The following is a 25080-nucleotide window of genomic DNA, read 5'->3' on the forward strand; positions in this document are numbered from 1 at the left end:
ATATAATTGAAAATTGACAATTGAATATTGAGAATTAATAGCCGGGAGCAAATAGATTATCACTCCCAACTATCAATTTTAGATTTATTCCAGGTTGATGCTAAGGCCCAAACCTCTCAACTCATGCAACAATACATTAAGTGATTCAGGAATACCGGGTTGCGGCATCGGTTCACCCTTCACAATTGCTTCATAAGCTTTAGAACGACCTACAACGTCATCGGATTTGATAGTCAAAATTTCCTGCAGGATATGCGCGGCACCGAATGCCTCAAGCGCCCAAACCTCCATTTCTCCAAAACGCTGACCACCGAATTGTGCCTTACCACCCAACGGTTGTTGAGTAATCAGAGAGTACGGACCAATAGAACGTGCGTGCATCTTATCTTCAACCATGTGCCCCAACTTCAACATATAGGTAACACCAACCGTAGCATGTTGGTCAAACGGTTCACCCGTACCCCCATCATACAACTTAGTCTTGCCATAACGTGGCAAACCAGCCTTGTCAGTCCACTCATTCAAGTCATCCAATGTAGCACCGTCAAAAATAGGAGTCGCAAATTTAACACCCAGATTCTTACCGGCACGACCTAATACAGCTTCGAATATCTGACCGATGTTCATACGAGAAGGCACACCCAACGGATTCAATACAATATCTACCGGAGTACCATCAGCTAGGAATGGCATATCTTCCTGACGAACAACGCGTGAAACAATACCCTTATTACCATGGCGACCTGCCATCTTATCACCTACACCGATCTTACGTTTCTTAGCAATATAAACTTTCGCCATCTGAATGATACCAGCCGGAAGTTCATCACCAATGGTAATAGCAAACTTTTTACGTTTCAGTTCGGCATCCAGTTCTTTATATTTCTTGATGAAGTTCATCACCAAATCACGAATCATGCCGTTGATACGGTCATCATTCGTCCAGTTGCTCAATTGTATTGAAGTAAAGTCCAGATCACCAAAATCAGAAGGAGAGAATTTGGCACCTTTTGAAATAATATCAGCACCCATATAATCTTTTACACCCTCTGATACGTGATTTTCAGTCAACTTCAACAGTTTTCTAATTAAGACACCTCTTAAATCAGCAACCTTCGCATCAAACTCATCATCAATCTTCGGCAACAAAGCCTTATCAGCCAATTTGGAACTACGGCTCTTGATTACACGTGAGAACAAACGCTTATCGATAACAACACCTTTCAAAGAAGGAGAAGCTTTCAAAGAAGCATCTTTCACATCACCTGCCTTATCACCGAAAATTGCACGAAGCAATTTTTCTTCCGGTGAAGGATCAGACTCACCTTTCGGTGTAATCTTACCAATCAAGATATCACCCGGCTGAATGCGAGCACCCACACGTACAATACCATTTTCGTCCAAATCTTTAGTAGCTTCTTCACTCACATTCGGAATATCGGAAGTTAATTCTTCCATACCGCGTTTCGTTTCACGAACTTCCAGTGAATATTCTTCTACATGAATTGAAGTCAATATATCTTCACGAACCACACGTTCGTTCAATACGATAGCATCCTCATAGTTGTAACCCTTCCACGGCATGTAAGCAACCAACAAGTTTTTACCCAAAGCCAACTCACCTTTCTCCGTAGAATATCCTTCTGTCAAAATCTGGCCTTTCGTTACACGCTGACCAATTTCACAAATAGGACGAAGATCAATCGTCATATTTTGATTCGTACGACGCCACTTCGGAATACGGTATTCCTTCAATGCCGGTTCGAAGCTTACAAATTCTTCGTCCTCCGTACGATCATACAAAATACGGATAACAGTAGCGTCCACAAATTCGATTACACCATCACCTTCAGCGGTAATCTGCGTACGAGAGTCGCGAACCAACTGTCGTTCGATACCTGTACCTACAATAGGAGCTTCACTCTTCAACAAAGGAACTGCCTGGCGCATCATGTTTGACCCCATCAACGCACGGTTAGCATCGTCATGTTCCAAGAAAGGAATCAGAGATGCAGCGATTGAAGCAATCTGCTGGGGAGAAACGTCCATCAACTCTACTTCATCCGGAGTTACCACCGGATAGTCAGCATCCTGACGAGCTTTTACTTTATCGCGGATGAAAGTACCATCATCATTCAACGGTGCATTACCTTGAGCAATAATCTTAGCTTCTTCTTCTTCCGCAGTCAAATATGCCAAACCTTCATCAGAAAGGTCAACCTTACCGTTTTCAACCTTACGATATGGAGTTTCAATGAAACCAAGTACATTGATCTTAGCGAACACGCACAAAGAAGAAATCAAACCAATGTTCGGACCTTCCGGCGTTTCAATTGGACAAAGACGACCATAGTGAGTGTAGTGAACGTCACGTACCTCAAATCCGGCACGCTCACGAGACAAACCACCAGGACCGAGGGCAGACATACGACGTTTGTGCGTAATTTCAGCCAACGGATTCGTCTGGTCCATAAACTGCGACAAAGCATTCGTTCCGAAGAATGAATTGATTACGGAAGAAATAGTCTTGGCGTTGATCAAATCAATCGGAGTAAACACTTCATTATCGCGTACGTTCATACGTTCACGAATCGTACGTGACATACGGGCCAAACCAACAGCAAACTGATTAGACAATTGCTCTCCTACAGTACGTACACGACGGTTACTCAAGTGGTCAATATCATCCACATCAGCCTTCGAGTTAATCAACTCTATCAAGTACTTAATGATTTCAATAATATCTTCCTTCGTCAGAACACGCACATCCATATCAGTCGTCAGATTCAACTTCTTGTTAATTCTGTAGCGACCTACATTACCCAAGTCATATCTCTTTTCAGAGAAGAACAGGTTATTGATAACCTCACGTGCACTGGCATCATCGGCAGGGTCTGCATTACGCAACTGGCGATAGATATACAATACAGCTTCCTTCTCCGAGTTACTCGGGTCTTTCTGGAGCGTGTTATATATAATAGAATAGTCGGACTGATTCGGCTCTTCCTTGTGTACAAGAATGTTCTGAACACCCGACTCTAAGATAATATCAACATGTTCCGGTTCGATCACAGTTTCACGATCGATCACAACTTCGTTACGTTCAATAGAAACTACTTCACCGGTATCTTCGTCTACAAAATCCTCAATCCATGTTTTCAAAACACGAGCCGCCAATTTACGTCCCAACACTCTCTTAAGATTAGTCTTATTGACTTTAATATCTTCGGCCAGATTGAAAATTTCAAGAATATCCTTATCATTCTCAAAACCGATAGCTCTCAACAAAGTAGTAACGGGCAACTTCTTTTTACGGTCGATGTACGCATACATGACATTGTTAATATCAGTAGCAAACTCAATCCAAGAACCTTTGAACGGGATGATACGGGCAGAATAAAGTTTGGTACCATTAGCATGTACGCTCTGACCGAAGAATACGCCTGGAGAACGGTGAAGTTGGGATACAACAACACGTTCCGCACCGTTGATGACGAAAGTCGCCTTATCCGTCATATAAGGAATAGGGCCAAGGAATACGTCCTGAATAACTGTATCAAAATCCTCATGATCGGGATCTGTACAGTATAATTTCAATTTTGCTTTCAAAGGCACACTATAAGTAAGCCCTCGCTCTATACAATCATCAATAGTATAACGCGGCGGATCAATATAGTAGTCCAAAAACTCAAGAACAAAATTGTTTCTTGTATCGGCAATGGGGAAGTTTTCAGCAAATACTTTATACAGTCCCTCGTTCTTACGCTTTTCGGGTGGGGTATCCAGTTGTAAAAAGTCTTTGAATGACTTCAATTGTACTTCCAAAAAATCCGGATATTCAAGTGGATTTTTAGTCGAAGCAAAATTAATTCTTTGGTTTACAGTATTTGAAGACATCTGTTAATGGATTTGTAGAACTTAATTTTAAATATATACACAAAAAGGTTAAGAACCCTCTTCAGAAGGGTTCTTAACCGAATTACCTGATTTACAGGCTAATGTTATTTAAGTTCAACTTCAGCTCCAGCTTCTTCCAATGTTTTCTTCAATGATTCTGCTTCGTCTTTAGCCAAACCTTCTTTTACTACGCTAGGAGCACCGTCTACCAAGTCCTTAGCTTCTTTCAAGCCAAGACCACAAGCTTCCTTCACGGCTTTAACAACCTGAAGTTTAGCTGATCCAGCGCTCTTCAATACTACATCAAAAGAAGTTTTTTCTTCAGCGGCAGCAGCACCACCAGCTGCAGGACCAGCAGCAACAGCTACAGCTGCAGCAGCAGGTTCAATACCATATTCTTCTTTAAGGATAGTTGCAAGTTCATTAACTTCTTTTACTGTCAAGTTAACTAATTGTTCTGCAAAAGCTTTCAAATCTGCCATTTTTGTATGATTTTAATTGTTTAATTACTAATTTGTTTATGAAAAATTGATTCGGGACGTTACTCCCAAGGTCGTGACACCTTTCCCATTTTTACGCTTCGGTACGTTCACCAAGAGTTTTGAGAACTCCGTGAAGAGTGTTTCCACCTGATTGGAGAGCAGAAATAACATTCTTGGCCGGTGATTGCAACAAAGCAACGATATCGGCAATAACTTCATTCTTACTCTTAATACTAACGAGAGCATCCAACTGGTCAGCACCAACATAGAAGCTTTCTTCTGCATATGCAGCTTTCAGTCCGGGAATACCGTCTTTAGCTTTTGCTTTAATCAACTTAGCTGGTAAGTTGGCAGTATTACAGAACATAATAGCTGTAGTACCCTTCAAGCAATTATAAAGCGGAGAATAATCTTCTTCCAGACTCTCCAATGCTTTGTGAAGCAATGTATTCTTAATCAGCATCAATTTGATGTCTGATTTGAAACATTCTCTTCTCAACGCGCTTGTAGCGGCAGCGTTCATTGCAGTGATGTCTATCAAATAGAAGTGATTATATTCCTTTACTGTAGCAGCAATCTGCTCAATAATCGTACTTTTATCTTCCTTTCTCATTATTACTCCGTTTTATTAGATTTCTTCTACTGATTTCGGGTCAATCTTGATACCTGCACTCATTGTGCTAGAAAGATAAATACTCTTAATATATGTACCCTTGGCTGCGGTCGGTTTCAATTTATTCAAAGTAGAGATGAATTCTTTCGCATTATCACGAATTTGATCAACGCTAAATGAAACTTTACCAACTGAAGTATGAACAATACCACTCTTGTCAACCTTGAAGTCGATCTTACCTTGTTTTACTTCTCTTACAGCTTTAGCAACATCCATAGTTACAGTACCACTCTTCGGGTTAGGCATCAATCCGCGAGGACCGAGCACACGACCGAGTGCACCAATTTTACCCATGATAGAAGGCATAGTGATGATTACATCCACATCTGTCCATCCACCTTTGATCTTTTCAATATATTCGTCAAGACCAACGTAGTCAGCTCCGGCTTCTTTTGCAGCAGCTTCAGCATCCGGTGTACAAAGCACCAAAACGCGCACAACTTTACCAGTACCATGAGGAAGTGATACAACACCTCTCACCATCTGGTTCGCCTTACGCGGATCAACGCCCAAACGCACGTCGATATCCAGTGAAGCATCAAACTTGGTATAAGTAATTTCCTTTACCAAAGATGCAGCTTCTTTCAGTGAGTATGCTTTCCCTGCTTCAATTTTTTCTGCAGCCAACTTTTGTTTTTTTGTCAGTTTACCCATTCTAATTGAAGTTTATTAGTTATTAACCGGGAACTCCCCTTTTACAGCGATACCCATACTTCTAGCTGTACCGGCAACCATTGACATGGCAGCTTCTACAGTGAAACAGTTTAAGTCAACCATCTTGTCCTGAGCAATCGCACGAACTTGTTCCCAAGTAAGCTCGGCAACTTTCTTGCGGTTAGGCTCAGCAGAACCACTCTTTACCTTAGCCATTTCAAGTAATTGAATAGCAACGGGAGGAGTCTTGATTACAAAATCGAAAGACTTATCTGCGTAGTAAGTGATAATCACAGGAAGGATCTTTCCTGCTTTGTCCTGGGTTCTGGCGTTGAATTGCTTGCAAAACTCCATGATATTAATACCCTTAGAACCCAAAGCGGGGCCTACGGGAGGTGATGGGTTTGCCGCGCCTCCTTTAATCTGTAATTTGATTAGTCCAGCAACTTCTTTAGCCATTTTTTTATTGATTTATATATAAACATTAATAAAGAATACCACAGCGTAACACCTGCATTATTCTTTTTCAACTTGCATAAAGCCCAATTCGAGCGGAGTTTTCCGTCCGAATATCTTTACCATAACCTTAAGTTTCTTCTTCTCGGTGTTCACTTCTTCAATGATACCACTGAATCCGCTGAACGGGCCGTAATTTACTTTCACAGTTTCACCGACTATATACGGGATGTTCAGTTCTTCACCGGCATCCTGCAATTCGTCCACCGTACCAAGTATACGATTCACTTCCGATTGTCTCAGAGGAACAGGTTTATCCGATCCACCCAAGAATCCAATCACATTAGGAGTATTTCTCAAGTGATGAGCGACCTCACCTACCAGAGCAGCCTCCACCAAAACGTAACCAGGGAGATAACTTCTCTCTTTCACAATTTTCTTTCCATTGCGAACCTGATAAACCTTTTCGGTAGGAATCAATACCTGAGATACATAATCACCAAGGTCGCTGTTTTTAATATCAGCTTCAAGGTATTCCCTTACCTTAGCTTCTTTTCCGCTAATAGCACGCAAAACGTACCATTTTTTCTCAATCTCAGACATTTTCCCTCGTTTTTAGTGTGGATAAATAATTTTCTCCATTACGTTCTGGAAACAGAAGTCCATCGCAAATACTACCAGAGCAATAAGCAGGGAAGCATATAAAACAACTACTGCACTGTTAGTAAGTTCAGAATACGTAGGCCACGATACTTTATGTACAAGTTCGTCGTAAGTTTCTTTAAAATAAGCTACAATCTTCTTCATTTCAAAAATATTAGCACGGGAGGAGAGGCTCGAACTCCCGACACCCGGTTTTGGAGACCGGTGCTCTACCAACTGAGCTACTCCCGTGTGAATATAATCAGTTCCCGATATAAACCGGGAACTGATTAATATATTTGGTAATTAGTCAAGGATTTCAGTAATCTGACCAGAACCTACCGTACGACCACCTTCACGGATAGCGAAACGCAAACCTACGTTCAAAGCTACCGGATAGATCAATTCTACGTTGATTTCTACGTTATCACCAGGCATTACCATTTCAGTTCCTTCCGGAAGAGTAATTTCACCTGTACAGTCCATAGTACGCAGATAGAATTGAGGACGGTATTTGTTGTGGAATGGAGTATGACGACCACCTTCTTCTTTCTTCAAAACATAAATAGAAGCTTTGAATTTAGAGTGAGGTTTAATCTGTCCCGGTTTACAAAGAACCATACCACGTTTGATAGATTCCTTATCGATACCACGAAGCAACAAACCTACGTTATCACCAGCTTCACCCTGATCCAGCAATTTGCGGAACATTTCAACGCCAGTTACAACAGATTTCTTATCTTCACCCAAACCAAGGATTTCAACTTCATCACCTACGTGAATGATACCAGCTTCGATACGACCAGTAGCAACAGTACCACGACCAGTAATAGAGAATACGTCTTCAACCGGCATCAAGAACGGTTTGTCGATATCACGCGGAGGCAACGGAATCCAAGTGTCAACTGCATCCATCAACTCCATAACTTTATCTTCCCATTTTTCTACACCGTTCAATGCACCAAGAGCAGAACCACGGATAATAGGAGTATTGTCACCGTCAAATTCGTATGCAGCCAACAGTTCGCGCATTTCCATTTCAACGAGTTCCAACATTTCCTCATCGTCAACCATATCGCACTTGTTCATGAATACAACAAGCTTCGGTACGTTTACCTGACGAGCCAACAAGATGTGCTCACGAGTTTGAGGCATCGGACCATCAGTAGCAGCAACTACGATGATAGCACCGTCCATCTGAGCAGCACCAGTTACCATATTCTTTACGTAGTCGGCGTGACCCGGACAGTCTACGTGAGCATAGTGACGGTTAGCAGTTTCATACTCTACGTGAGAAGTATTAATAGTGATACCTCTTTCTTTTTCCTCAGGAGCGTTATCGATCTGATCGAAAGACTTAACTTCTGAAAGACCTTTTTTTGCCAACACTGTAGTGATAGCAGCAGTCAACGTGGTTTTACCGTGGTCAACATGACCAATTGTACCAATGTTTACGTGCGGTTTGGTACGTTCGAATTTCTCTTTAGCCATAGCTTTACTTGTTATTTATTTGATTAATAATCAGCATTTACATCCTTACGAGCTGTTACCGGGATTTGAACCCGGGACCTCTTCCTTACCAAGGAAGTGCTCTACCACTGAGCTATAACAGCAAGGAGAAAAAGAGGTGTGGGCAAAGATGGATTCGAACCACCGAAGGCGTAAGCCAGCAGATTTACAGTCTGCCCCATTTGGCCACTCTGGTATTTGCCCTTACATTTAAACAAAGAACTCTTTTTTCCTTATTTTTTTTTCGAGCCTCTTGTCGGATTCGAACCAACGACCCCGAGATTACAAATCACGTGCTCTGGCCAGCTGAGCTAAAGAGGCAATTACTCAAAAAATGCAACCGTTACGTTCTATCGTGAGCGAAACGGCTGCAAATTTAGGCATTTATTTCTTTTCCGCAAAATTTTAGCGAATTTTTATTTGCTCCGTTGTTTTTCCTTGTGTTTAACCAGCTGTTTTTCCAAGGCTTCAACACTCAAATCAATCGCCTCTTCAAACGTATTGCAGATTTTGCTTGCATAAAACTCCCCATTGGGAATAATCACTTTTATACCTGCTTCTTTATTTTCTGCAGTCTCCGGCTTCACAACCTTTAATGACACCTCTACTTTCTTTATATCATCGTAATACTTTTCCAATTTTACTGCTTTCTTCTGAACAAAAGCCTGCAATTGCTCTGACGCATCAAAGTGAATTGACTGAATTCTTACTTCCATACTTACCTCCTTACTTTTAGGCTCGAGGATGAGCCTGGTTATACACTTTTTTAAGTTCTTCAAAAGTAGTATGCGTATAAACCTCCGTTGTCGCCAAACTCTCGTGACCAAGAAGTTCTTTTATCGCCCCGAGTTCTGCATCATGATTCAGCATCGTCGTAGCAAAAGTATGCCTGAGCACATGAGGACTACGTTTTTTCAACGTCACTACCTTCGAAAGGTTTCGTTTCACTAGATTTTCTACAATACTGCGGGAAAGTCGTTCTCCACTCTCACGAACAAAAAAAGCATCCGTACGAGCCAGAACAGTCTCATTCCTTACATTGACATACTCTACCATTGCATCCTTCAACTCTTCGCCAAAAGGTATCAAGCGTTGTTTATTTCTTTTCCCCGTTACTTTAATAAGCAAAGAAGAGAAATCTACATTTTTATTATCTAATCCTATCAATTCTGAAAGTCTCATGCCTGTAGCATAAAACATTTCAATAATCATATGATCACGACACCCCTTAAATCCTTCACCGAAATCCACTTCGTCCAGTAATTTATCCATCTCACTTTCCCTTAGAAAAGTAGGTAACGGCTTCTTATTTTTAGGCCCCGTTATCTTTTGCAATGGATTCACGCACACTTCACCTTTCCTTAAAAGGAATTTATAAAATGACCTGAGCGAACTTAACTTCCGATTAATTGAAGTAGAAGTATATCCCTTGTCCATTAAAGAAACAATCCATTCACGAACAAGTTCAGCCTTTACTTCCGATAGAGCAGAATCTCCAATTTCTTCTCTTGCAAATTTCTCAAATTGACGTAAATCCTCCCGATAAGACTTTATAGTCTCTTCAGAATAATTCCGTTCATACTGGAGATAGTCAAGAAAAGAGTTTGTCAACCACATATATCGCTACATCAAAAATCATGCAACGAATGTATGAAAAGAATTCAATAATTCAAAGGAAATTACGAATTATTAATCTTCTACTTGCTGAAGTTGTTGTACGTAAACTGCACGTTCTTTCTTAAGTCTTTTAACAACAGACGGTTTATCAAACTGCTGTCTGCTTCTTAATTCCTTAACGATACCAGTTTTCTCAAATTTTCTTTTAAACTTCTTCAGCGCTTTTTCAATGTTTTCGCCTTCTTTTACAGGTACTACAATCATTTTCTTTTTATTAAAATGTTAATGGTTTAAAAATCTCACGATTAAATTGAGCGGCAAAATTACACATAGTTTCTTTATTCACAAAACTTTCTGCCGAAAATTCTGCAAAAAGAAACAAGATTAGACCTACAGAAAAGTAAATCCGAGTCAATAAAAGAGGAAACAGGTAAAGAATAAGCTGCAAAATGCCAAATTAAATCACCGCACCGTCACTTTTATCTCTTTCTCTTGTGACAACTAAGCGCGACCGTAGCAAATACTTATTCTTTCTCCGTGATAGAAAGAATAAATCCCTACTAATAAAAAAACTAAAACTTATAAGAAAAAACTATAGAAACGCCGAAATCACTCGTTACGGGATAGTAATGAATTTGCCACCACAGTAACACAGAGTCTCACAGAGTTTAATCAATGTAAAATCAGAGAAATAAAATTCTGTGGAAATCTGTGGTGAATTAATTCATAACCCGCCAAAAACGAATTGCTGGTACAGATAAAGTGTAGCTATCCTTCGAAAAAATTCAGAGAAAGTGAGTATCTTTGAAGAGTGAATATTACACCTTATTATATATAGTATATGAGTCAAACTATCAATGATCGGCTACAAGACCTACGGGCATTGTTCAGCCAGGAAGGCATACAAGCCTTTATTATCCCAAGTACCGACCCTCATCTGAGCGAATATGTTGCTCCCCACTGGAAATCCCGGGAATGGATTTCTGGCTTTACTGGTTCGGCAGGAACCGTTGTTATTACTACAAGCCAAGCAGGACTATGGACTGACTCTCGCTATTTTCTCCAGGCTGCCCAGCAATTAGAAGGCACGGAAATAAAACTTTATAAGGAGATGCTTCCCGAAACACCCAGTATTTCAGCTTTTTTAAGTACACAGCTAACTCCTGGCGATGCTGTCGGCATAGATGGAAAGATGTTTTCTGCAGAAGAAGTAGAAAGGATGCAAGCCGAGTTGCAGAAATGCCAGATAGAAGTAAAAAGCATTTCAGATCCCTTAGATAAATTATGGACGGATCGTCCGCCAATGCCGGAAACTCCTGCTTTTATTTATGAAACCCAATATGCAGGAAAAAACAGCATAGAAAAGATTGCCATTATTCGAAAAGAACTAAAAAAGTGCAATGCGAAGGCATTGTTCTTATCCGCTTTAGATGAAATCTCATGGACTCTTAATCTGCGTGGAAACGATGTGCATTGCAATCCCGTGCTTGTCAGCTATCTACTTATCGAAGAGAACGAAACTCACTATTTCATTCAACCTCAAAAGATAACCGCTGAGGTTGCTACTTATATGAAAGAAACAGGAGTAAACCTGCACGCCTACGAGGAAGCAGAAACATACCTCAGCCGAATCAATGTTGAGAGCCTACTTCTTAATCCGGCTAAAACAAATTATGCTATGTATTCGGCTGTCAACCCTGATTGCAGGATTATTCATGGCGCTTCTCCGGTCACCTTATTGAAAGCCGTCCGCAACGAACAGGAAATAGCTGGAATACATGCTGCCATGCAACGGGATGGAGTAGCTTTGGTTAAGTTTCTGAAATGGTTAGAAGCATCTGTTCCCACAGGTAAGGAAACTGAAATCAGCGTAGATAAAAAACTGCATGAATTTCGTGCGGAGCAGGATTTATATATGGGAGAAAGTTTCGATACGATTGCTGGATACAAGGAACATGGAGCCATCGTGCACTATGAAGCCACTCCCGAAACAGATGTCCAGCTAAAACCGGAAGGTTTTTTGTTATTGGATTCAGGTGCACAATATCTGGATGGAACAACAGATATCACACGTACCATTGCTTTAGGAAAACTGACAGAAGAAGAAAAGACAGATTATACATTGATATTGAAGGGGCACATTGCACTGGCAATGGCTGTATTCCCTGCCGGCACACGGGGTGCGCAACTGGATGTGCTGGCACGTATGCCGATATGGCAAAGAAGAATGAACTTCCTGCATGGCACAGGGCATGGTGTAGGCCACTTTCTGAATGTACACGAAGGACCTCAGAGTATTCGTATGAATGAAAATCCGGTAACATTGCAATTGGGTATGCTGACTTCCAATGAACCGGGAGTATATAAAGCCGGAAGTCATGGGATTCGTACGGAGAACCTGGTTTTAGTAGTACCAGCCGGAGAAGGAATGTTTGGCAACTATCTACAATTTGAAACAGTAACCCTTTGCCCTATTTGTAAAAAGGGAATTATCAAAGAATTGCTCACATCAGAAGAAATCAATTGGCTTAACCAATATCATCAGACTGTATATGAAAAATTATCGCCCGGCTTGAACAAAGAAGAGCAGGCATGGTTGAAAGAAGCAACGAATCAATTATAATCAAAAAATTAATCACTATATAAAATGGCATTAATTAAATCAGTAAGAGGTTTTACTCCTGAGTTTGGCGAAAATTGTTTTTTAGCTGATAACGCAGCCATCCTCGGAGACGTAAAAATGGGGCGCGATTGCAGCATTTGGTTCAGCACAGTATTGCGCGGAGATGTAAATTCTATCCGTATCGGGAATGGAGTCAATATACAAGACGGAAGTGTGCTACACACATTATATGAAAAGTCAACAATTGAAATAGGTGACTACGTTTCTGTAGGACATAATGTTACTATTCACGGAGCCACTATCAAAGACTATGCATTAGTGGGAATGGGTTCTACAATCCTTGACCATGCAGTGATAGGTGAAGGAGCTATCGTTGCCGCCGGTTCACTAGTCTTAAGCAATACAGTTATTGAACCAGGAAGCATCTGGGGCGGTGTACCTGCCAAGTTCATAAAAAAAGTAGATCCGGCTCAGGCTAAAGAACTGAATCAGAAGATAGCACATAATTATCTGATGTATTCTAACTGGTATAAAGAATAAAGCCAGATGAACTTCCATATACGACAGCGGACGAATAGAAATCTATCCGCCCGCTGTTCTTATTATTTCGTATTCCTTAGAAATTAATCATACTTAATATCTTATCCGTAGCCCCAGCATTACTAGTGACGTAGTATCCGGCATTCATTCCGGTTTCGCGCAAGAAAACCTCATCAGCCAACATACGGTCCAACAATTCTTTCAGTTCTTCATAATTCTTGATAGAGAATGCACCCTGTGCTTCTAAAAGTTGAATTGCTTCCATAAACTTCTGGTACTTAGGTCCGAATATTACAGGAATACCATAAACAGCTGCTTCCAACGTATTATGAATACCGACCCCGAAGCCGCCTCCGATATACGCAATTTCACCATAACGGTAAATAGAAGAAAGCAGGCCGAAACAATCTATAATCAGACAATCCGCTTTCAGCACATTCTTTTCATCCGCACGCGTATAACGAACATATGGGCGTTTCAACTTCCGGATAATCTCTACCAGATGATTCTCATCTATCACATGTGGAGCAATAATCAATTTCACTTCCGGATGATTATTGAAATATTCAATAAACAGATCTTCATCCGGTTGCCAGGAACTACCTGCTACGAAGGTCATGGTGTTATTCTTAAAGAGTTTCACCAAAGGCAAATCTTTCGCCTCCTCACGTATCTGCAACACCCGGTCGAAACGCGTATCGCCGACCACTGTCACACGGTTGATGCCAATCTTACTCAAATAACGTTTGGAACGTTCATTCTGTACGAATAAGTGGTCGAAATTACGAAGAACATGGCGATACGTACCACCATACCACTTAAAGAACACCTGGCCACGACGAAATATAGATGACACACTGTACACCGGAATACGACGCTTATGTAATTCATCGAGATAATTCTTCCAGAACTCATATTTAATGAAGAATGCCATGCAAGGATTGGCTATATCCAGGAATTTCTTCACATTCCGAGGCTTGTCGAACGGTAGGTAGCACACTACATCCGCCCCGCGATAATTCTTGCGTACCTCGTATCCCGAAGGAGAAAAGAATGTCAGCAATATACCATAATCGGGATATTTGGCACGAATTTTTTCAATTAGGGGACGCCCCTGTTCAAATTCGCCTAAGGAAGCGGCATGAAACCAAATATAACGTACATCTTTTTCCAATTGCTGCCTGAGAAGTTCATACACTACCCAATGCCCCTTCATCATTTTACGGGGCTTGCGGCTAAATGGAGCCGCAAGATGCACCAAAAGGTCATAGATACCTATCGCAAGGTCGTAAAGCATACTTATTGAATTAAGAAAGTACTTCAATTGCACGCTTCATACGCGCCAGTGTCTCTTCTTTGCCCAGCACCCAAGAGATGTCGAACATATGCGGGCCTTTCCCCTCGCCTACCAATGTCAGGCGGAAAGCATTCATAATGTTTCCGGTATGATATCCTTTTTCGGCAATCCAGTCCATTACAATCTTTTCCTGATTCTCGATGCTAAAATCTTCAATTCCTGCCAGTACCTCCATCAATTCAGTCATACACTGGGCCGAATCTTCTTTCCAGCGTTTCTTCACAGTTTTCTCATCATATTCCGTTGGAGCAACAAAGAAGAAACTGGATGCTTCCCAAAGTTCCCGCACGAAACTTACACGATTCTTCATCATGCCTACCACCGTTACTACTTTCTCGAACGGAACTTCTACTCCATGTTCTTTCAGAACTGGAACAAAATGTTCCGCTATTTCTTCATCAGGCTTCAACAATATATATTCATGGTTGAACCAGATGCCTTTTTTATAATCAAATTTAGCGCCAGACTTGCTACAATGACTCAAATCGAACAATTTGATCAACTCATCCATTGACATCAGCTCTTGATCATTACCCGGATTCCAACCCAGCAAAGCCAGGAAATTAATTACAGCTTCAGGTAAATATCCCGATTCGCGATATCCAGAAGATATTTCACCGGTTTTTGGATCATGCCATTCCAACGGGAATACAGGAAAACCGAGGCGGTCACCGTCACGTTTGCTCAATTTGCCGTTACCTTCCGGTTTCAACAGCAAAGGCAGATGAGCAAAAGCCGGCATTGTATCTTCCCACCCGAAAGCACGGTACAACAATACATGCAGAGGTGCAGAAGGTAACCACTCCTCACCACGAATCACATGGGAAACTTCCATCAAGTGGTCATCTACAATATTGGCAAGATGATAAGTTGGCAGTTCGTCAGCTGATTTATAAAGTACTTTATCGTCCAGAATGGAAGAATTGATTATTACCTCACCACGAATCAGGTCGTTTACATGTACATCTTCATTGGGTTCTATCTTGAAACGAACTACGTACTGCTTACCTTCAGCAATCAATGCATCCACTTCTTCTTTCAAAAGTGTCAATGAATTACGCATTTGCATACGAGTAGAAGCATCATATTGGAAATTGGCTATCTCGGCACGTTTCGCATCCAGTTCTTCAGGAGTATCAAAAGCGATATAAGCTTTATCATTCTCCAATAATACCTTCACATACTTCTTGTATATTTCGCGACGTTCGGACTGACGGTACGGACCATACTCCCCACCAAAGCTGACACCCTCATCAAACGGAATGCCCAACCACTTGAAAGACTCAAGGATATATTCTTCTGCACCCGGTACAAAACGGTTACTATCAGTATCTTCAATACGGAAAATCATGTCTCCCCCATGCTGGCGCGCAAAGAGATAATTATATAATGCTGTACGCACACCACCAATGTGCAAAGCCCCCGTAGGACTCGGGGCAAAACGGACTCTGACTCTTCTTTCTGTCATATTTTGCATTACTTATGAGATAATTAGACGGCAAAATTAAACCTTTTTTTCCACACTAATGTTTTTTTTTGTACTTTTCGCAAAAAATTCAACCGATATGAATAAATCCAAGACTAAAAAAAGCTTTTCTTACAGAGATTTGCTATACAAAGCACTCATTTTTATCGGCACGGTAGCCATCATAGTATACTTCTTACCGCGTGACGGCAAGTTTAATTATCAGTTCGATATTGACAAACCGTGGAAGTATGGGCAACTTATGGCCACATTCAATTTCCCCATATATAAAGATGATGCTGTAGTAAAACATGAACAAGACAGCATGCTTGCTAGTTTCCAACCCTACTATCAGTTGGATAAAAGTGTAGAAAAAACCGTGCTTAGCAAATTAAAAACAGATTATCAAAGTCACTTGCGCGACATTGTTCCGTCTTCTGACTATATGCGCTATCTGGAGAAAAGGTTATCCGAAATTTATAAAGCAGGTATACTTTCTACCGAAGAACGCAGCAAATTACAAAAAGACAGCACCGCTGTCATCATGGTGATTGATGATAAGCTGGCCAACCAGCGGGGGACCGAACAGCTTTTTTCCGTAAAAGATGCATATGCCTACCTGCTCACTGCGGACACGGCACATTATTCTCCGTATATCCTGCGTCAGTGCTCACTCAACGAATATTTGTACCCGAATCTGACTTACGATGAGCAACGCACCGAAACAGCCAAAAAGGAAGCGCTGGATAATTATGCCTGGGCCAATGGCGTTGTACAAAGTGGCCAGAAGATTATTGATCGGGGGGAAATCGTAGATAAGGAAACTTACAATATCCTTGAAAGTCTGAGAAAGGAGTCTATCCAACGTAGTGAATCCATCGGACAAAAACGTTTGATACTGACCGGACAAATCTTGTTTGTCAGCATTTTCATGCTGTGTTTTATGCTGTACCTCGATTTATTCCGCAAGGATTATTACGAACGCAAGGGGAGTTTATCCCTACTATTTACACTGATTATGTTCTATTGTGTAGTGACAGCACTCATGGTATCGAATAACATATACAATGTTTATATCATTCCGTATGCCATGCTGCCTATCATTATCCGCGTATTCCTCGACTCACGCACAGCATTCCTTACGCAAGTGGTCACTATACTGATCTGCTCCATTTGTTTACGCTACCCACACGAATTTATATTGCTGCAACTGGCTGCCGGTCTGGTCGCTATTTTCAGTTTGCGCGAATTGTCACAACGTTCGCAACTCTTCCGTACGGCATTATTAGTGATACTGACCTATGCTGCTCTTTACTTCGCTTTCGAACTAATCACCGAAAACGATTTATCGAAATTAAACGGAAGTATGTATAGTTACTTTATAGTCAATGGTGTACTTCTATTGTTCACCTATCCGCTTCTGTTCTTGTTGGAGAAAACATTTGGATTTACTTCCAACGTTACTCTGGTAGAACTTTCCAATATCAACAGCCCGTTGCTGCGCCGTTTGTCAGAGACTGTTCCGGGAACTTTCCAACATTCCATGCAAGTGGCTAATCTTGCCGCAGAAGCTGCCAACCGTATTGGAGCTAAAAGCCAGCTGGTGCGTACCGGAGCTTTGTACCACGACATCGGGAAAATGGAAAATCCGGTATTCTTTACTGAAAACCAATCAGGAGGTGTCAATCCGCATAAAAATCTTAGTTACGAGCAAAGTGCACAGGTGATAATCAGTCACGTGACGGACGGACTGAAACTGGCGGAAAAAAACAATTTGCCTAAAGTGATAAAAGACTTCATCAGTACCCATCACGGTAAGGGAAAGACTAAATACTTCTATATCTCTTGGAAGAACGAGCATCCCGATGAAGAGCCGAACGAGGAATTATTCACTTACCCCGGTCCAAACCCGTTCACCCGCGAAACGGCCATTCTAATGATGGCGGATGCAGTAGAAGCTGCATCCCGTAGTCTGCCCGAATATACGGAAGAAAGCATCAACAACCTGGTGGAAAAGATTATAGACTCTCAGGTAGAAGAAGGTTTCTTCAAAGAATGTCCTATTACATTCAAGGACATTGCTATCGTGAAATCGGTGTTCAAAGAGAAACTGAAAACAATTTATCATACCCGCATCAGCTACCCCGAACTTAAAAAATAAAAGATATGAAAACAATCGCACAAGACCAGAAACGTACCGAAAGCCTGCTACAACGCAAAGGTATCCGGATACACGACATCCAAAGTTTCAGTTTCATGAAACGTTTTCATGAAGTTCCGCGCAAGAGCAACCTGAAGGTCAAAGATAAATATGGCGCGGGCATATTAACATTGCGTCTGAAACAGGGTATTCAAAGAGCTTTTTATGTCCATCCGTTTCAAAAGCCGTCATCTGTTATCCGCTATCTGATTTCACAAGATATACCTTTTGAGAACCATATCAACCGAAAACGGACAGCAGCAGAGATTCCTACCACGACCTATCAGCGCCCATCACTCTATATGTTCTACTTCTTTGTGCTTTTCATCACGTTTATGATATTGGGATATCAGGCTGTAGCATTCGGAAGTTGGTGGGCATATATTCTCGGAATCATTTCATTCGGCCTGAGTATCTACTTTATACACATGTTGATGACACGTTTCTGTTATCTGAAAGTAGATAACGAAAGCCTTAGGATATACAGCGTAGGACGTGAAATTAAGTATCCTTACGAAGATATACTCAAAGCCAATTTTGACTTTGCACGCGAACAGGCTTTTACGCATGTTATGGAGATATTGGATAAAGACTATCACTATCGCCTCTATTATATAGGAAGAGTATCGCGCCGAACCCTGAATGATATTGCCGAAGTACTACAAAGTGCAGGAGTGGATGCAACATGCAGCCTGAATGAAGACAAGAGGTTCTATCAAGACACCACGCACTGACGAACCCGATTATTTCAGATATTCCAACAGCCCGGCACAAGCATCCTCCAGCAAGTCGAGCACATACTCAAATCCTTCCGCCCCACCATAATACGGATCGGGCACGTGGTCGGCATGCGTAAAGCGAGTACAGAATTCCGTCATACGGTGTATCTTCTTCCATTCTTCAGGGGAGGGCGCACGGTCTTTCAAATCTTCAATATTCCGGTCATCCATCCCTATTATCAAATCGAAGTTATAAAAGTCTTCCGTCTGTACGGGACGCGAACGATGTGTGAGTTCGTAACCTCGACGAATAGCGTGAGCACGCATCCGACTGTCAGGTAACTCTCCTCGATGATAAGAGAGAATACCGGCAGAATCTATCACAAACCGATCTTCCAGTCCGGCTTTTGAAACCAAATGATTCATCACACCTTCCGCAGAGGAAGAACGGCAAATATTACCCAAGCAAACAAACAGTATTCTACAAGGCTTCATAAGCACATTTTTTTATTTAGGAACGCAAATATAGAAGTTTTCTACATTCTCTTAAAATATTTCTTCTTCTCAGTTGTCAGCATATACAGAGAACGTTTTCAAAGTAATATGTAAATCTATAAAATTAGAACATCATGAAAAAAAGACTTTTTATTATATCTTTGTTTTGGATATTAGCCATTGCGGCTTTTGGAGCAATAGTCATGCTATTATGGAATTTCGTAGTGCCCGGAGTCTTAGGACTGGCAGCCATCAATTTCTGGCAAGCTTTGGCATTATTCGTACTTGCACGCATTTTCTTCGGAGGTTTCCCTGGTAGAGGAGCTTTCCCCGGTCGAAGAGGAATATCCGGTGGTAAAGAAGGTAACCCATTCCGCGCTAAATGGGAGAAGATGTCTCCGGAAGAACGCAAGGATTTCATTAATAAAAGAAAGAAGTTCGGATTCGGTGGTCCTTTCGGAAGAGACGGATTCTTCAACGAGAGAAACTTTGATAGAAACAACGGTAGCGAAACTCCCAAAGAGAATGAATAATCTGACCGGCAAAAGCAACAGTTTGGAAGAACTGATTGTAGAACATCAACCCCGCTTGAAAGCATTTATCCGCAAGCGGGTTTCCACTAAAGAAGATGCCGAAGATATTCTGCAAGATGTACTGTATCAATTGGTGAAAACCATTGAAAGCACTTTCAATCCTATCGAACAGGTAACAGCATGGCTATATCGCGTAGCACGAAATACGATTATCAATAAAGGCAAAAAGATGCAGGAAGAAGAACTACCCGCTTCGAGCTATGATAAAGAAGACAATGTACTGAGCGAGTTTTCGGAAGTGCTGTTCAGCGATGCTCCGCCTACTCCGGAAATAGAATATATGCGGTCACTCGTGTGGCAAGAGCTTGAAACAGCTCTTGCCGAGCTACCGCCCGAGCAACGGGAAGCATTCGAGCTACTGGAAATGGAAGGATTGTCAGCCAAAGAAGTTGCCAGTGCCACCGGAATGTCAGTCAACACTTTATTATCACGAAAACATTATGCCGTCATCCACCTTCGCAAACGATTGAAAGGACTGTATAACGATCTTCTAAATTACTAATCTCATTTTTAACTCTCTGTTTACCCACCGGATAACAGCTATTTCCACAAATATTTATGAAAACAACAGTGTCAATTTTGACCATACTACTGTGTATGGCCAGCTCTTCCTATGCCCAACTCATTGCTAAAGATTCCACTGGAGTCATGGCTATTTCTCTGGATGAAATAACCATCCAGGCACAGTCTGTCATCGAAAAAGGCGACCGGAAAGTCATTCTTCCGACCCAGAATCAACTGAAAATGTCATCCAGTGGCATAGACTTATTAGGCAAACTACAACTTCCCCGAATCACAGTTGATATCATGTCGGGCGAAATAACCACCTCCGGCAACGGAGAAGTACAGTTACGGATTAATGGCGTTCAAGTTACTTATACCGAGATATCCTCCCTCAATCCCGAAAATATTCTTCGTATAGAATATCACGATACTCCGGGGGTACGCTACGGAAACGCTGCTGCCGTGATAGATTATATAACCAAAACCGCCAAAGTAGGAGGTAGCATCAGCGGAGCTGCCATCCACAGCATCAGCGGAAAGCGTTCTTCCATCGACGACGTATTGGCTGGCAGATACAACTACGGAAAATCCGAAATATCAGCCAACGTGCGATACATACAACGGAGAGGAGATTGGACACGTGAGTACGATGAACGCTTTATTTTTCCCGACAAAGAATTACATCGTCTGGAAGTCGGAGAACCGACCTTGTTTAATAAAAAGCTACTCACCTCCAACCTTAGCTACAGTCTGCAGGAAAAGGGAAAATATCTCTTTAATGCACAGTGCAGATATATCCTGCAAGATAATCCCGCCGGATATGAAGATCGGAAAAGTAAACTTTACATCTCCGATTCCGACATTCCACTATCCATCTACGACCACACCAAGGAACGAAACCACCTGCCTGCCCTCGACTTTTATTATCAGCAAGAACTGAAAAACGACCAACGGCTTATATTCAACTTTGTAGGTACGTACATCAAGAGCAGCAGCACACGCATTTATCAGGAAAAGCAAGAAAACGTAAGTTATACAGAATTAGACTCCGATATCACCGGACAAAAGTATTCGCTGATAGCCGAAGGAACCTATGAGAAGAAGTTAGGACAAGGAACATTGATAGGAGGTCTCAGGCACATACAATCGTACACAGACAATCAATACAAGGGAGAAGAATGGATGGACGTGGTCTTGAAACAAGCGGAGAGCTATGCATATGCCGAATATAAAGGCAAAACGCAACATTGGGGATACGTGGCCAATCTTGCACTCAGTCGCTTCTACTATAGCCAAAGGAACAATCAAAATGAAAGATACGGCCTGCAACCTTCGCTCCTGGTATCTTACACTCCTCTGGACAAACTACATTTCCGCTATCACATTAACCTGAAGAACAATGCTCCTTCCATAGCTTATCTGAATAATGTGGAACAAAAAATCGACAATTTACAAACGCGCAGAGGGAATCCGTCATTAAAATCATTCCGTAGTACCATACAGGATTTCAATGCAGTATTTAGTGCAGGCATTTGCAGTATCGACGCACTGATCAGTTATACATACGAAAAGAATCCAATCATGCAATCCGTACTTTATGAAGAGGCTATGTTTATTCAGACCTATGAAAACCAGAAGTCTTTCCAATATTTAGCCGCCGAGGTCACATTCAAGATAAAGCCCTGGAAAGATCACATCAGTCTTTCCGTCACACCGGGTATTAACCGGTACATCAGTACAGGAAACAATTACCTCCATACCTATACCCTGAAAGAACTGCGCATCAACCTGGACGCTTCCTATAAGAACTGGCTCCTGAATTTTATGACTATCACACCGCCTAACCGATATGTATATGGCGAACAATTAATGAAGGGCGAGTTGATGCATACCTTGATGGTAGGTTATAAACAGCCTGCATGGTCCATTATGGCAGGAATACTCAATCCCTTTATGAAGACCTATCGCTCCGAAAACGAAAACTGGTCAGCATTGACACCAGTTAAGTCGGACATACACAACAATAACATGTCAAATACCTTTGCCGTCAAGCTCAACTTCAACCTAAACTTCGGACGACAATACAAGGATGCCAATAAGAGAATTCAGAATATGGATACAGATTCCGGTATTCTGCAAGGAACCAAAGAGTAGCCGTTACATTGGATCTACATCATAATAGACGATTAAAGATTTAAAACGATCCTCCGCCACCATCTCTTTCTGAACCTGCACCAGCAGTTCACGGGCGCGAGCCATCGGAGCATTATACTCTATCTTGACAATAATCTTTCGGATAAATAATGTTTGTATCCGAGCAACAGGCGGTTTATCCGGTCCCAATACACGATTACCGAAGACTGCACGCAACTTGCCTGACATGGTTTGTGCCATCAAGTCAAGCAATTGCTCATTGCGGTTTTTCAGATAGACATACACCAGACGATAGTAAGGCGGGTAGTGGAACATCTGACGTTCAGCAAGCTGTCCCGCCACCATCTGGTCAAAATCGTTATGGATGACCTGAGCTATAATAGGGTGATCGATACTTTTTGTCTGCAAAATTACACGTCCGCGTTTATTCTTCCGTCCGGCACGTCCTGCCACTTGTGCCATCAACTGAAAAGCACGCTCATACGAACGGAAATCAGGATAATTCAACATCGTATCTGCGTTCAGAATACCTACCACACTGACATGATCAAAGTCCAATCCTTTAGAAACCATCTGTGTACCTATCAATATATCCGTTTTCCCCTGCTCAAAATCTGCAATAATACGTTCATAAGCAGAACGGGTACGAGTGGTATCCAAATCCATACGGGCAACAGCGGCTTCGGGAAATAAAATCTTGATATCATCTTCTATCTTCTCTGTACCAAACCCACGATTACGCAAGTCAGTACCCTCGCAAGCTGGACACTTATGGGGCAGTTGATAGGTATAACCGCAGTAATGGCAAGTCAACTGATTCAATCCTTTGTGAAATGTCAGGCTCACATCACAGTTTTTGCACTTCGGCACCCACCCGCATGTATTACACTCAATCATCGGAGCAAAGCCACGCCGGTTCTGAAACAAAATGACTTGTTGCTTTTGATCCAAAGCCTCATGAATATATTGAAGCAACAGTGGCGAGAATGGTCCGTTCATACGCTTCTTGCGATGCAACTCATGGATATCCACGGGGATAATTTCCGGTAATTGAATTTCTTTATACCGCTCTTTCAGCTCCACCAGTCCATACTTTCCGGAAGAAGCATTATGCCAGGTTTCAATAGAAGGGGTAGCTGTGCCCAGCAAGGTCTTGGCACCATACATGGCCGCCAATATGATTGCCGCATTTCGGGCATGATAACGGGGAGCCGGATCCTGTTGTTTATAGGTATTCTCATGTTCTTCATCCACAATCACCAACCCGAGGTTACGAAAAGGCAGGAAAACAGAAGAACGAACTCCAAGGATAATATCATATCCTTTTTCCGTCAGCTGCTTCTGCCAGATTTCTACACGCTCGGCATCCGGAAATTTAGAATGATAAATTCCTAAACGATCTCCGAACACCCGTTGCAGACGTTCGGTAATCTGAGTGGTAAGAGCTATTTCAGGTAGCAGGTACAACACTTGTTTTCCCTGCCGGATAGTTTCTTCTATCAAATGAATATAGATTTCTGTTTTCCCGCTGGCAGTTACCCCATGGAGCAGACACACATTCTTGGATTGGAAGCTTCGTACAATCTCATCGTGTGCCATTTGTTGATGTTCATTCAAAGGATTAATGGGAAGAATTTCCCGAAGAACGGAATTCAGCCGTCCCACTTCCTGTTGGTAAACTTCAAAGATATGTTTATCTACCAAGCCATTGAACACAGCTGGCGAAGCAGATACCCGCAGCAATAGTTCTTTCTTATTAACCTCTTTGGGAAAGCTTTTCAGCCCGTCACCTCCCAAAATACCGGATAGTTCGATGTATTTCATCAGTAAATCCAGTTGCTTCGGAGCACGCGCCAATTCATCAAAAAGTTCTTGCAGCCGTTTTTCATTCCGTACTTCGTCCGCCAGTCGCACGCGCGTTTCAGTCTTTGGCTTATAAGTCCGGCGAAGTTCTTCTTTTACAAAGATGGCCTCCTTATCCAATAAGGATTTAATTACGGAAAGTATATTCTTGAGACCGCTGTCTTTTTCCAGTTTTGTCACACACTGTTCGGGCTCCGCAGAGAGCAAATCCAATATCTTCTGCTCACGCTCCGGCAAACGAACTTCCGATTCAAAATCCGGATTATACTCTACCATCGTCTCGCTCTCCAATTTCAGACCGGAAGGCAGAGCAGCCTTATAAACATCGCCTTGTGTACAGAGATAATAATCTGCCAGCCACTCCCAAAACTTAAATTGTTCCGGCAATAAAATCGGATGAGCATCCAATAATGCAGATACTTCTTTTACCTCATAATCCGTCGGCTCACAATAATGTACGTTACGTACAATCGCTGTATAGTACTTCTTGCGCCCGAACGGAACTACTACCCGACATCCCATTTTCACCTCATCCGCCCATTCCTCAGGCAAAGAATAGGTAAAATAGCGGGGCAGAGGCAAAGGCAATATGACATCCACAAATTTCTTCATTGCAGCGACAAAGATACAATAAAAA

22 protein-coding genes and 4 tRNA genes are annotated in these 25080 nt (G+C 41.9%); 7 read left to right on the forward strand and 19 right to left on the reverse strand.

All coding sequences use genetic code 11. The annotated features are described in order from the left end of the window. Positions 1–84: 84 nt before the first annotated feature. The 15 genes from rpoB to rpsU all read right to left on the reverse strand — a co-directional run bounded on the left by rpoB (position 85) and on the right by rpsU (position 10194). Positions 85–3897: a DNA-directed RNA polymerase subunit beta gene (gene rpoB / locus BN161_RS05170; protein WP_007212060.1), complete on the reverse strand. Its 3813-nt coding sequence runs from the start codon at positions 3895–3897 to the stop codon at positions 85–87. A 104-nt stretch (positions 3898–4001) separates the two neighbouring features. Then, the gene (rplL, locus tag BN161_RS05175; RefSeq protein WP_007212059.1) at positions 4002–4379 is read right to left on the reverse strand and encodes a 50S ribosomal protein L7/L12; all 378 of its coding nucleotides are present in this window, start codon (positions 4377–4379) and stop codon (positions 4002–4004) included. Positions 4380–4470: 91 nt separating this feature from the next. After that, a complete protein-coding gene (gene rplJ / locus BN161_RS05180; RefSeq protein WP_007212058.1) occupies positions 4471–4992 on the reverse strand; it encodes a 50S ribosomal protein L10 in 522 nt (173 codons plus the stop codon). Positions 4993–5007: 15 nt separating this feature from the next. Beyond that, positions 5008–5706 carry a 50S ribosomal protein L1 gene (gene rplA, locus BN161_RS05185; RefSeq protein WP_007219563.1) on the reverse strand — a complete coding sequence of 233 codons (699 nt, stop codon included), beginning with the start codon at positions 5704–5706 and terminating at the stop codon, positions 5008–5010. A gap of 15 nt (positions 5707–5721) precedes the next feature. Beyond that, positions 5722–6165: a 50S ribosomal protein L11 gene (rplK, locus tag BN161_RS05190; protein WP_044263553.1), complete on the reverse strand. Its 444-nt coding sequence runs from the start codon at positions 6163–6165 to the stop codon at positions 5722–5724. Between the two features lie 57 nt (positions 6166–6222). Continuing rightward, the gene (gene nusG / locus BN161_RS05195) at positions 6223–6765 is read right to left on the reverse strand and encodes a transcription termination/antitermination protein NusG (protein WP_044263556.1); all 543 of its coding nucleotides are present in this window, start codon (positions 6763–6765) and stop codon (positions 6223–6225) included. A 12-nt stretch (positions 6766–6777) separates the two neighbouring features. Beyond that, a complete protein-coding gene (secE, locus tag BN161_RS05200) occupies positions 6778–6969 on the reverse strand; it encodes a preprotein translocase subunit SecE (protein ID WP_007212054.1) in 192 nt (63 codons plus the stop codon). 14 nt (positions 6970–6983) lie between these two features. Then, positions 6984–7056, reverse strand: a tRNA-Trp gene (locus tag BN161_RS05205). A gap of 54 nt (positions 7057–7110) precedes the next feature. Further along, positions 7111–8295, reverse strand: coding sequence for an elongation factor Tu (gene tuf, locus BN161_RS05210; protein ID WP_044263558.1), 1185 nt, complete (start codon positions 8293–8295; stop codon positions 7111–7113). Positions 8296–8345: 50 nt separating this feature from the next. Beyond that, positions 8346–8417 (reverse strand) — tRNA-Thr (locus tag BN161_RS05215). Between the two features lie 17 nt (positions 8418–8434). Further along, positions 8435–8517, reverse strand: a tRNA-Tyr gene (locus BN161_RS05220). A gap of 43 nt (positions 8518–8560) precedes the next feature. Then, positions 8561–8634, reverse strand: a tRNA-Thr gene (locus BN161_RS05225). A gap of 95 nt (positions 8635–8729) precedes the next feature. Further along, positions 8730–9029 carry a ribosome hibernation-promoting factor, HPF/YfiA family gene (hpf, locus tag BN161_RS05230; RefSeq protein WP_044263560.1) on the reverse strand — a complete coding sequence of 100 codons (300 nt, stop codon included), beginning with the start codon at positions 9027–9029 and terminating at the stop codon, positions 8730–8732. Positions 9030–9045: 16 nt separating this feature from the next. Then, entirely contained in the window at positions 9046–9930 is an 885-nt protein-coding gene (xerC, locus tag BN161_RS05235) for a tyrosine recombinase XerC (protein WP_044263562.1), read from the reverse strand. A 72-nt stretch (positions 9931–10002) separates the two neighbouring features. Next, on the reverse strand, positions 10003–10194 hold the full coding sequence (gene rpsU / locus BN161_RS05240) for a 30S ribosomal protein S21 (RefSeq protein ID WP_007212050.1): 192 nt from the start codon (positions 10192–10194) through the stop codon (positions 10003–10005). Between the two features lie 577 nt (positions 10195–10771). Here rpsU and BN161_RS05245 point away from each other — a divergent pair. After that, the gene (locus BN161_RS05245; RefSeq protein ID WP_044263564.1) at positions 10772–12553 is read left to right on the forward strand and encodes an aminopeptidase P family protein; all 1782 of its coding nucleotides are present in this window, start codon (positions 10772–10774) and stop codon (positions 12551–12553) included. 24 nt (positions 12554–12577) lie between these two features. Continuing rightward, positions 12578–13093, forward strand: a complete 516-nt coding sequence (locus BN161_RS05250) for a gamma carbonic anhydrase family protein (RefSeq protein WP_044263567.1) — start codon at positions 12578–12580, stop codon at positions 13091–13093. A gap of 76 nt (positions 13094–13169) precedes the next feature. Here the strand turns inward: BN161_RS05250 and BN161_RS05255 are convergent, their stop codons facing one another. Both BN161_RS05255 and gltX read right to left on the reverse strand, forming a co-directional pair. Then, positions 13170–14390: a 3-deoxy-D-manno-octulosonic acid transferase gene (locus tag BN161_RS05255; protein ID WP_044263568.1), complete on the reverse strand. Its 1221-nt coding sequence runs from the start codon at positions 14388–14390 to the stop codon at positions 13170–13172. Between the two features lie 10 nt (positions 14391–14400). Further along, positions 14401–15918: a glutamate--tRNA ligase gene (gltX, locus tag BN161_RS05260; RefSeq protein ID WP_044263570.1), complete on the reverse strand. Its 1518-nt coding sequence runs from the start codon at positions 15916–15918 to the stop codon at positions 14401–14403. Between the two features lie 97 nt (positions 15919–16015). Here gltX and BN161_RS05265 point away from each other — a divergent pair, with 97 nt between their 5' ends. Both BN161_RS05265 and BN161_RS05270 read left to right on the forward strand, forming a co-directional pair. Beyond that, positions 16016–18076 carry an HD family phosphohydrolase gene (locus BN161_RS05265; RefSeq protein WP_044263778.1) on the forward strand — a complete coding sequence of 687 codons (2061 nt, stop codon included), beginning with the start codon at positions 16016–16018 and terminating at the stop codon, positions 18074–18076. A 5-nt stretch (positions 18077–18081) separates the two neighbouring features. Then, positions 18082–18849, forward strand: a complete 768-nt coding sequence (locus tag BN161_RS05270) for a hypothetical protein (RefSeq protein WP_044263573.1) — start codon at positions 18082–18084, stop codon at positions 18847–18849. Positions 18850–18858: 9 nt separating this feature from the next. Here BN161_RS05270 and BN161_RS05275 read toward each other — a convergent pair whose 3' ends face one another. Continuing rightward, positions 18859–19329: a low molecular weight protein-tyrosine-phosphatase gene (locus BN161_RS05275; protein ID WP_044263576.1), complete on the reverse strand. Its 471-nt coding sequence runs from the start codon at positions 19327–19329 to the stop codon at positions 18859–18861. Positions 19330–19463: 134 nt separating this feature from the next. On the opposite strand from BN161_RS05275, the gene BN161_RS05280 reads away from it, so the two are divergent. Genes BN161_RS05280 through BN161_RS05290 form a run of 3 tightly spaced genes read left to right on the forward strand, consistent with a single transcriptional unit; the run spans position 19464 to position 22580 of the window. Then, a complete protein-coding gene (locus BN161_RS05280; protein WP_044263578.1) occupies positions 19464–19862 on the forward strand; it encodes a hypothetical protein in 399 nt (132 codons plus the stop codon). Beyond that, positions 19855–20424: an RNA polymerase sigma factor gene (locus BN161_RS05285; RefSeq protein WP_044263580.1), complete on the forward strand. Its 570-nt coding sequence runs from the start codon at positions 19855–19857 to the stop codon at positions 20422–20424. Before BN161_RS05280 ends, BN161_RS05285 begins: the two co-directional genes overlap by 8 nt. A 56-nt stretch (positions 20425–20480) precedes the next feature. Further along, a complete protein-coding gene (locus tag BN161_RS05290) occupies positions 20481–22580 on the forward strand; it encodes an outer membrane beta-barrel family protein (RefSeq protein WP_244436420.1) in 2100 nt (699 codons plus the stop codon). A gap of 3 nt (positions 22581–22583) precedes the next feature. Here the strand turns inward: BN161_RS05290 and priA are convergent, their stop codons facing one another. Beyond that, positions 22584–25055 (reverse strand): replication restart helicase PriA, encoded by a 2472-nt coding sequence (priA, locus tag BN161_RS05295; protein WP_044263582.1) that lies wholly within the window; start codon positions 25053–25055, stop codon positions 22584–22586. Positions 25056–25080: the final 25 nt, after the last annotated feature.

The organism is Bacteroides timonensis, from assembly GCF_000513195.1.
GTDB lineage: Bacteria > Bacteroidota > Bacteroidia > Bacteroidales > Bacteroidaceae > Bacteroides > Bacteroides timonensis.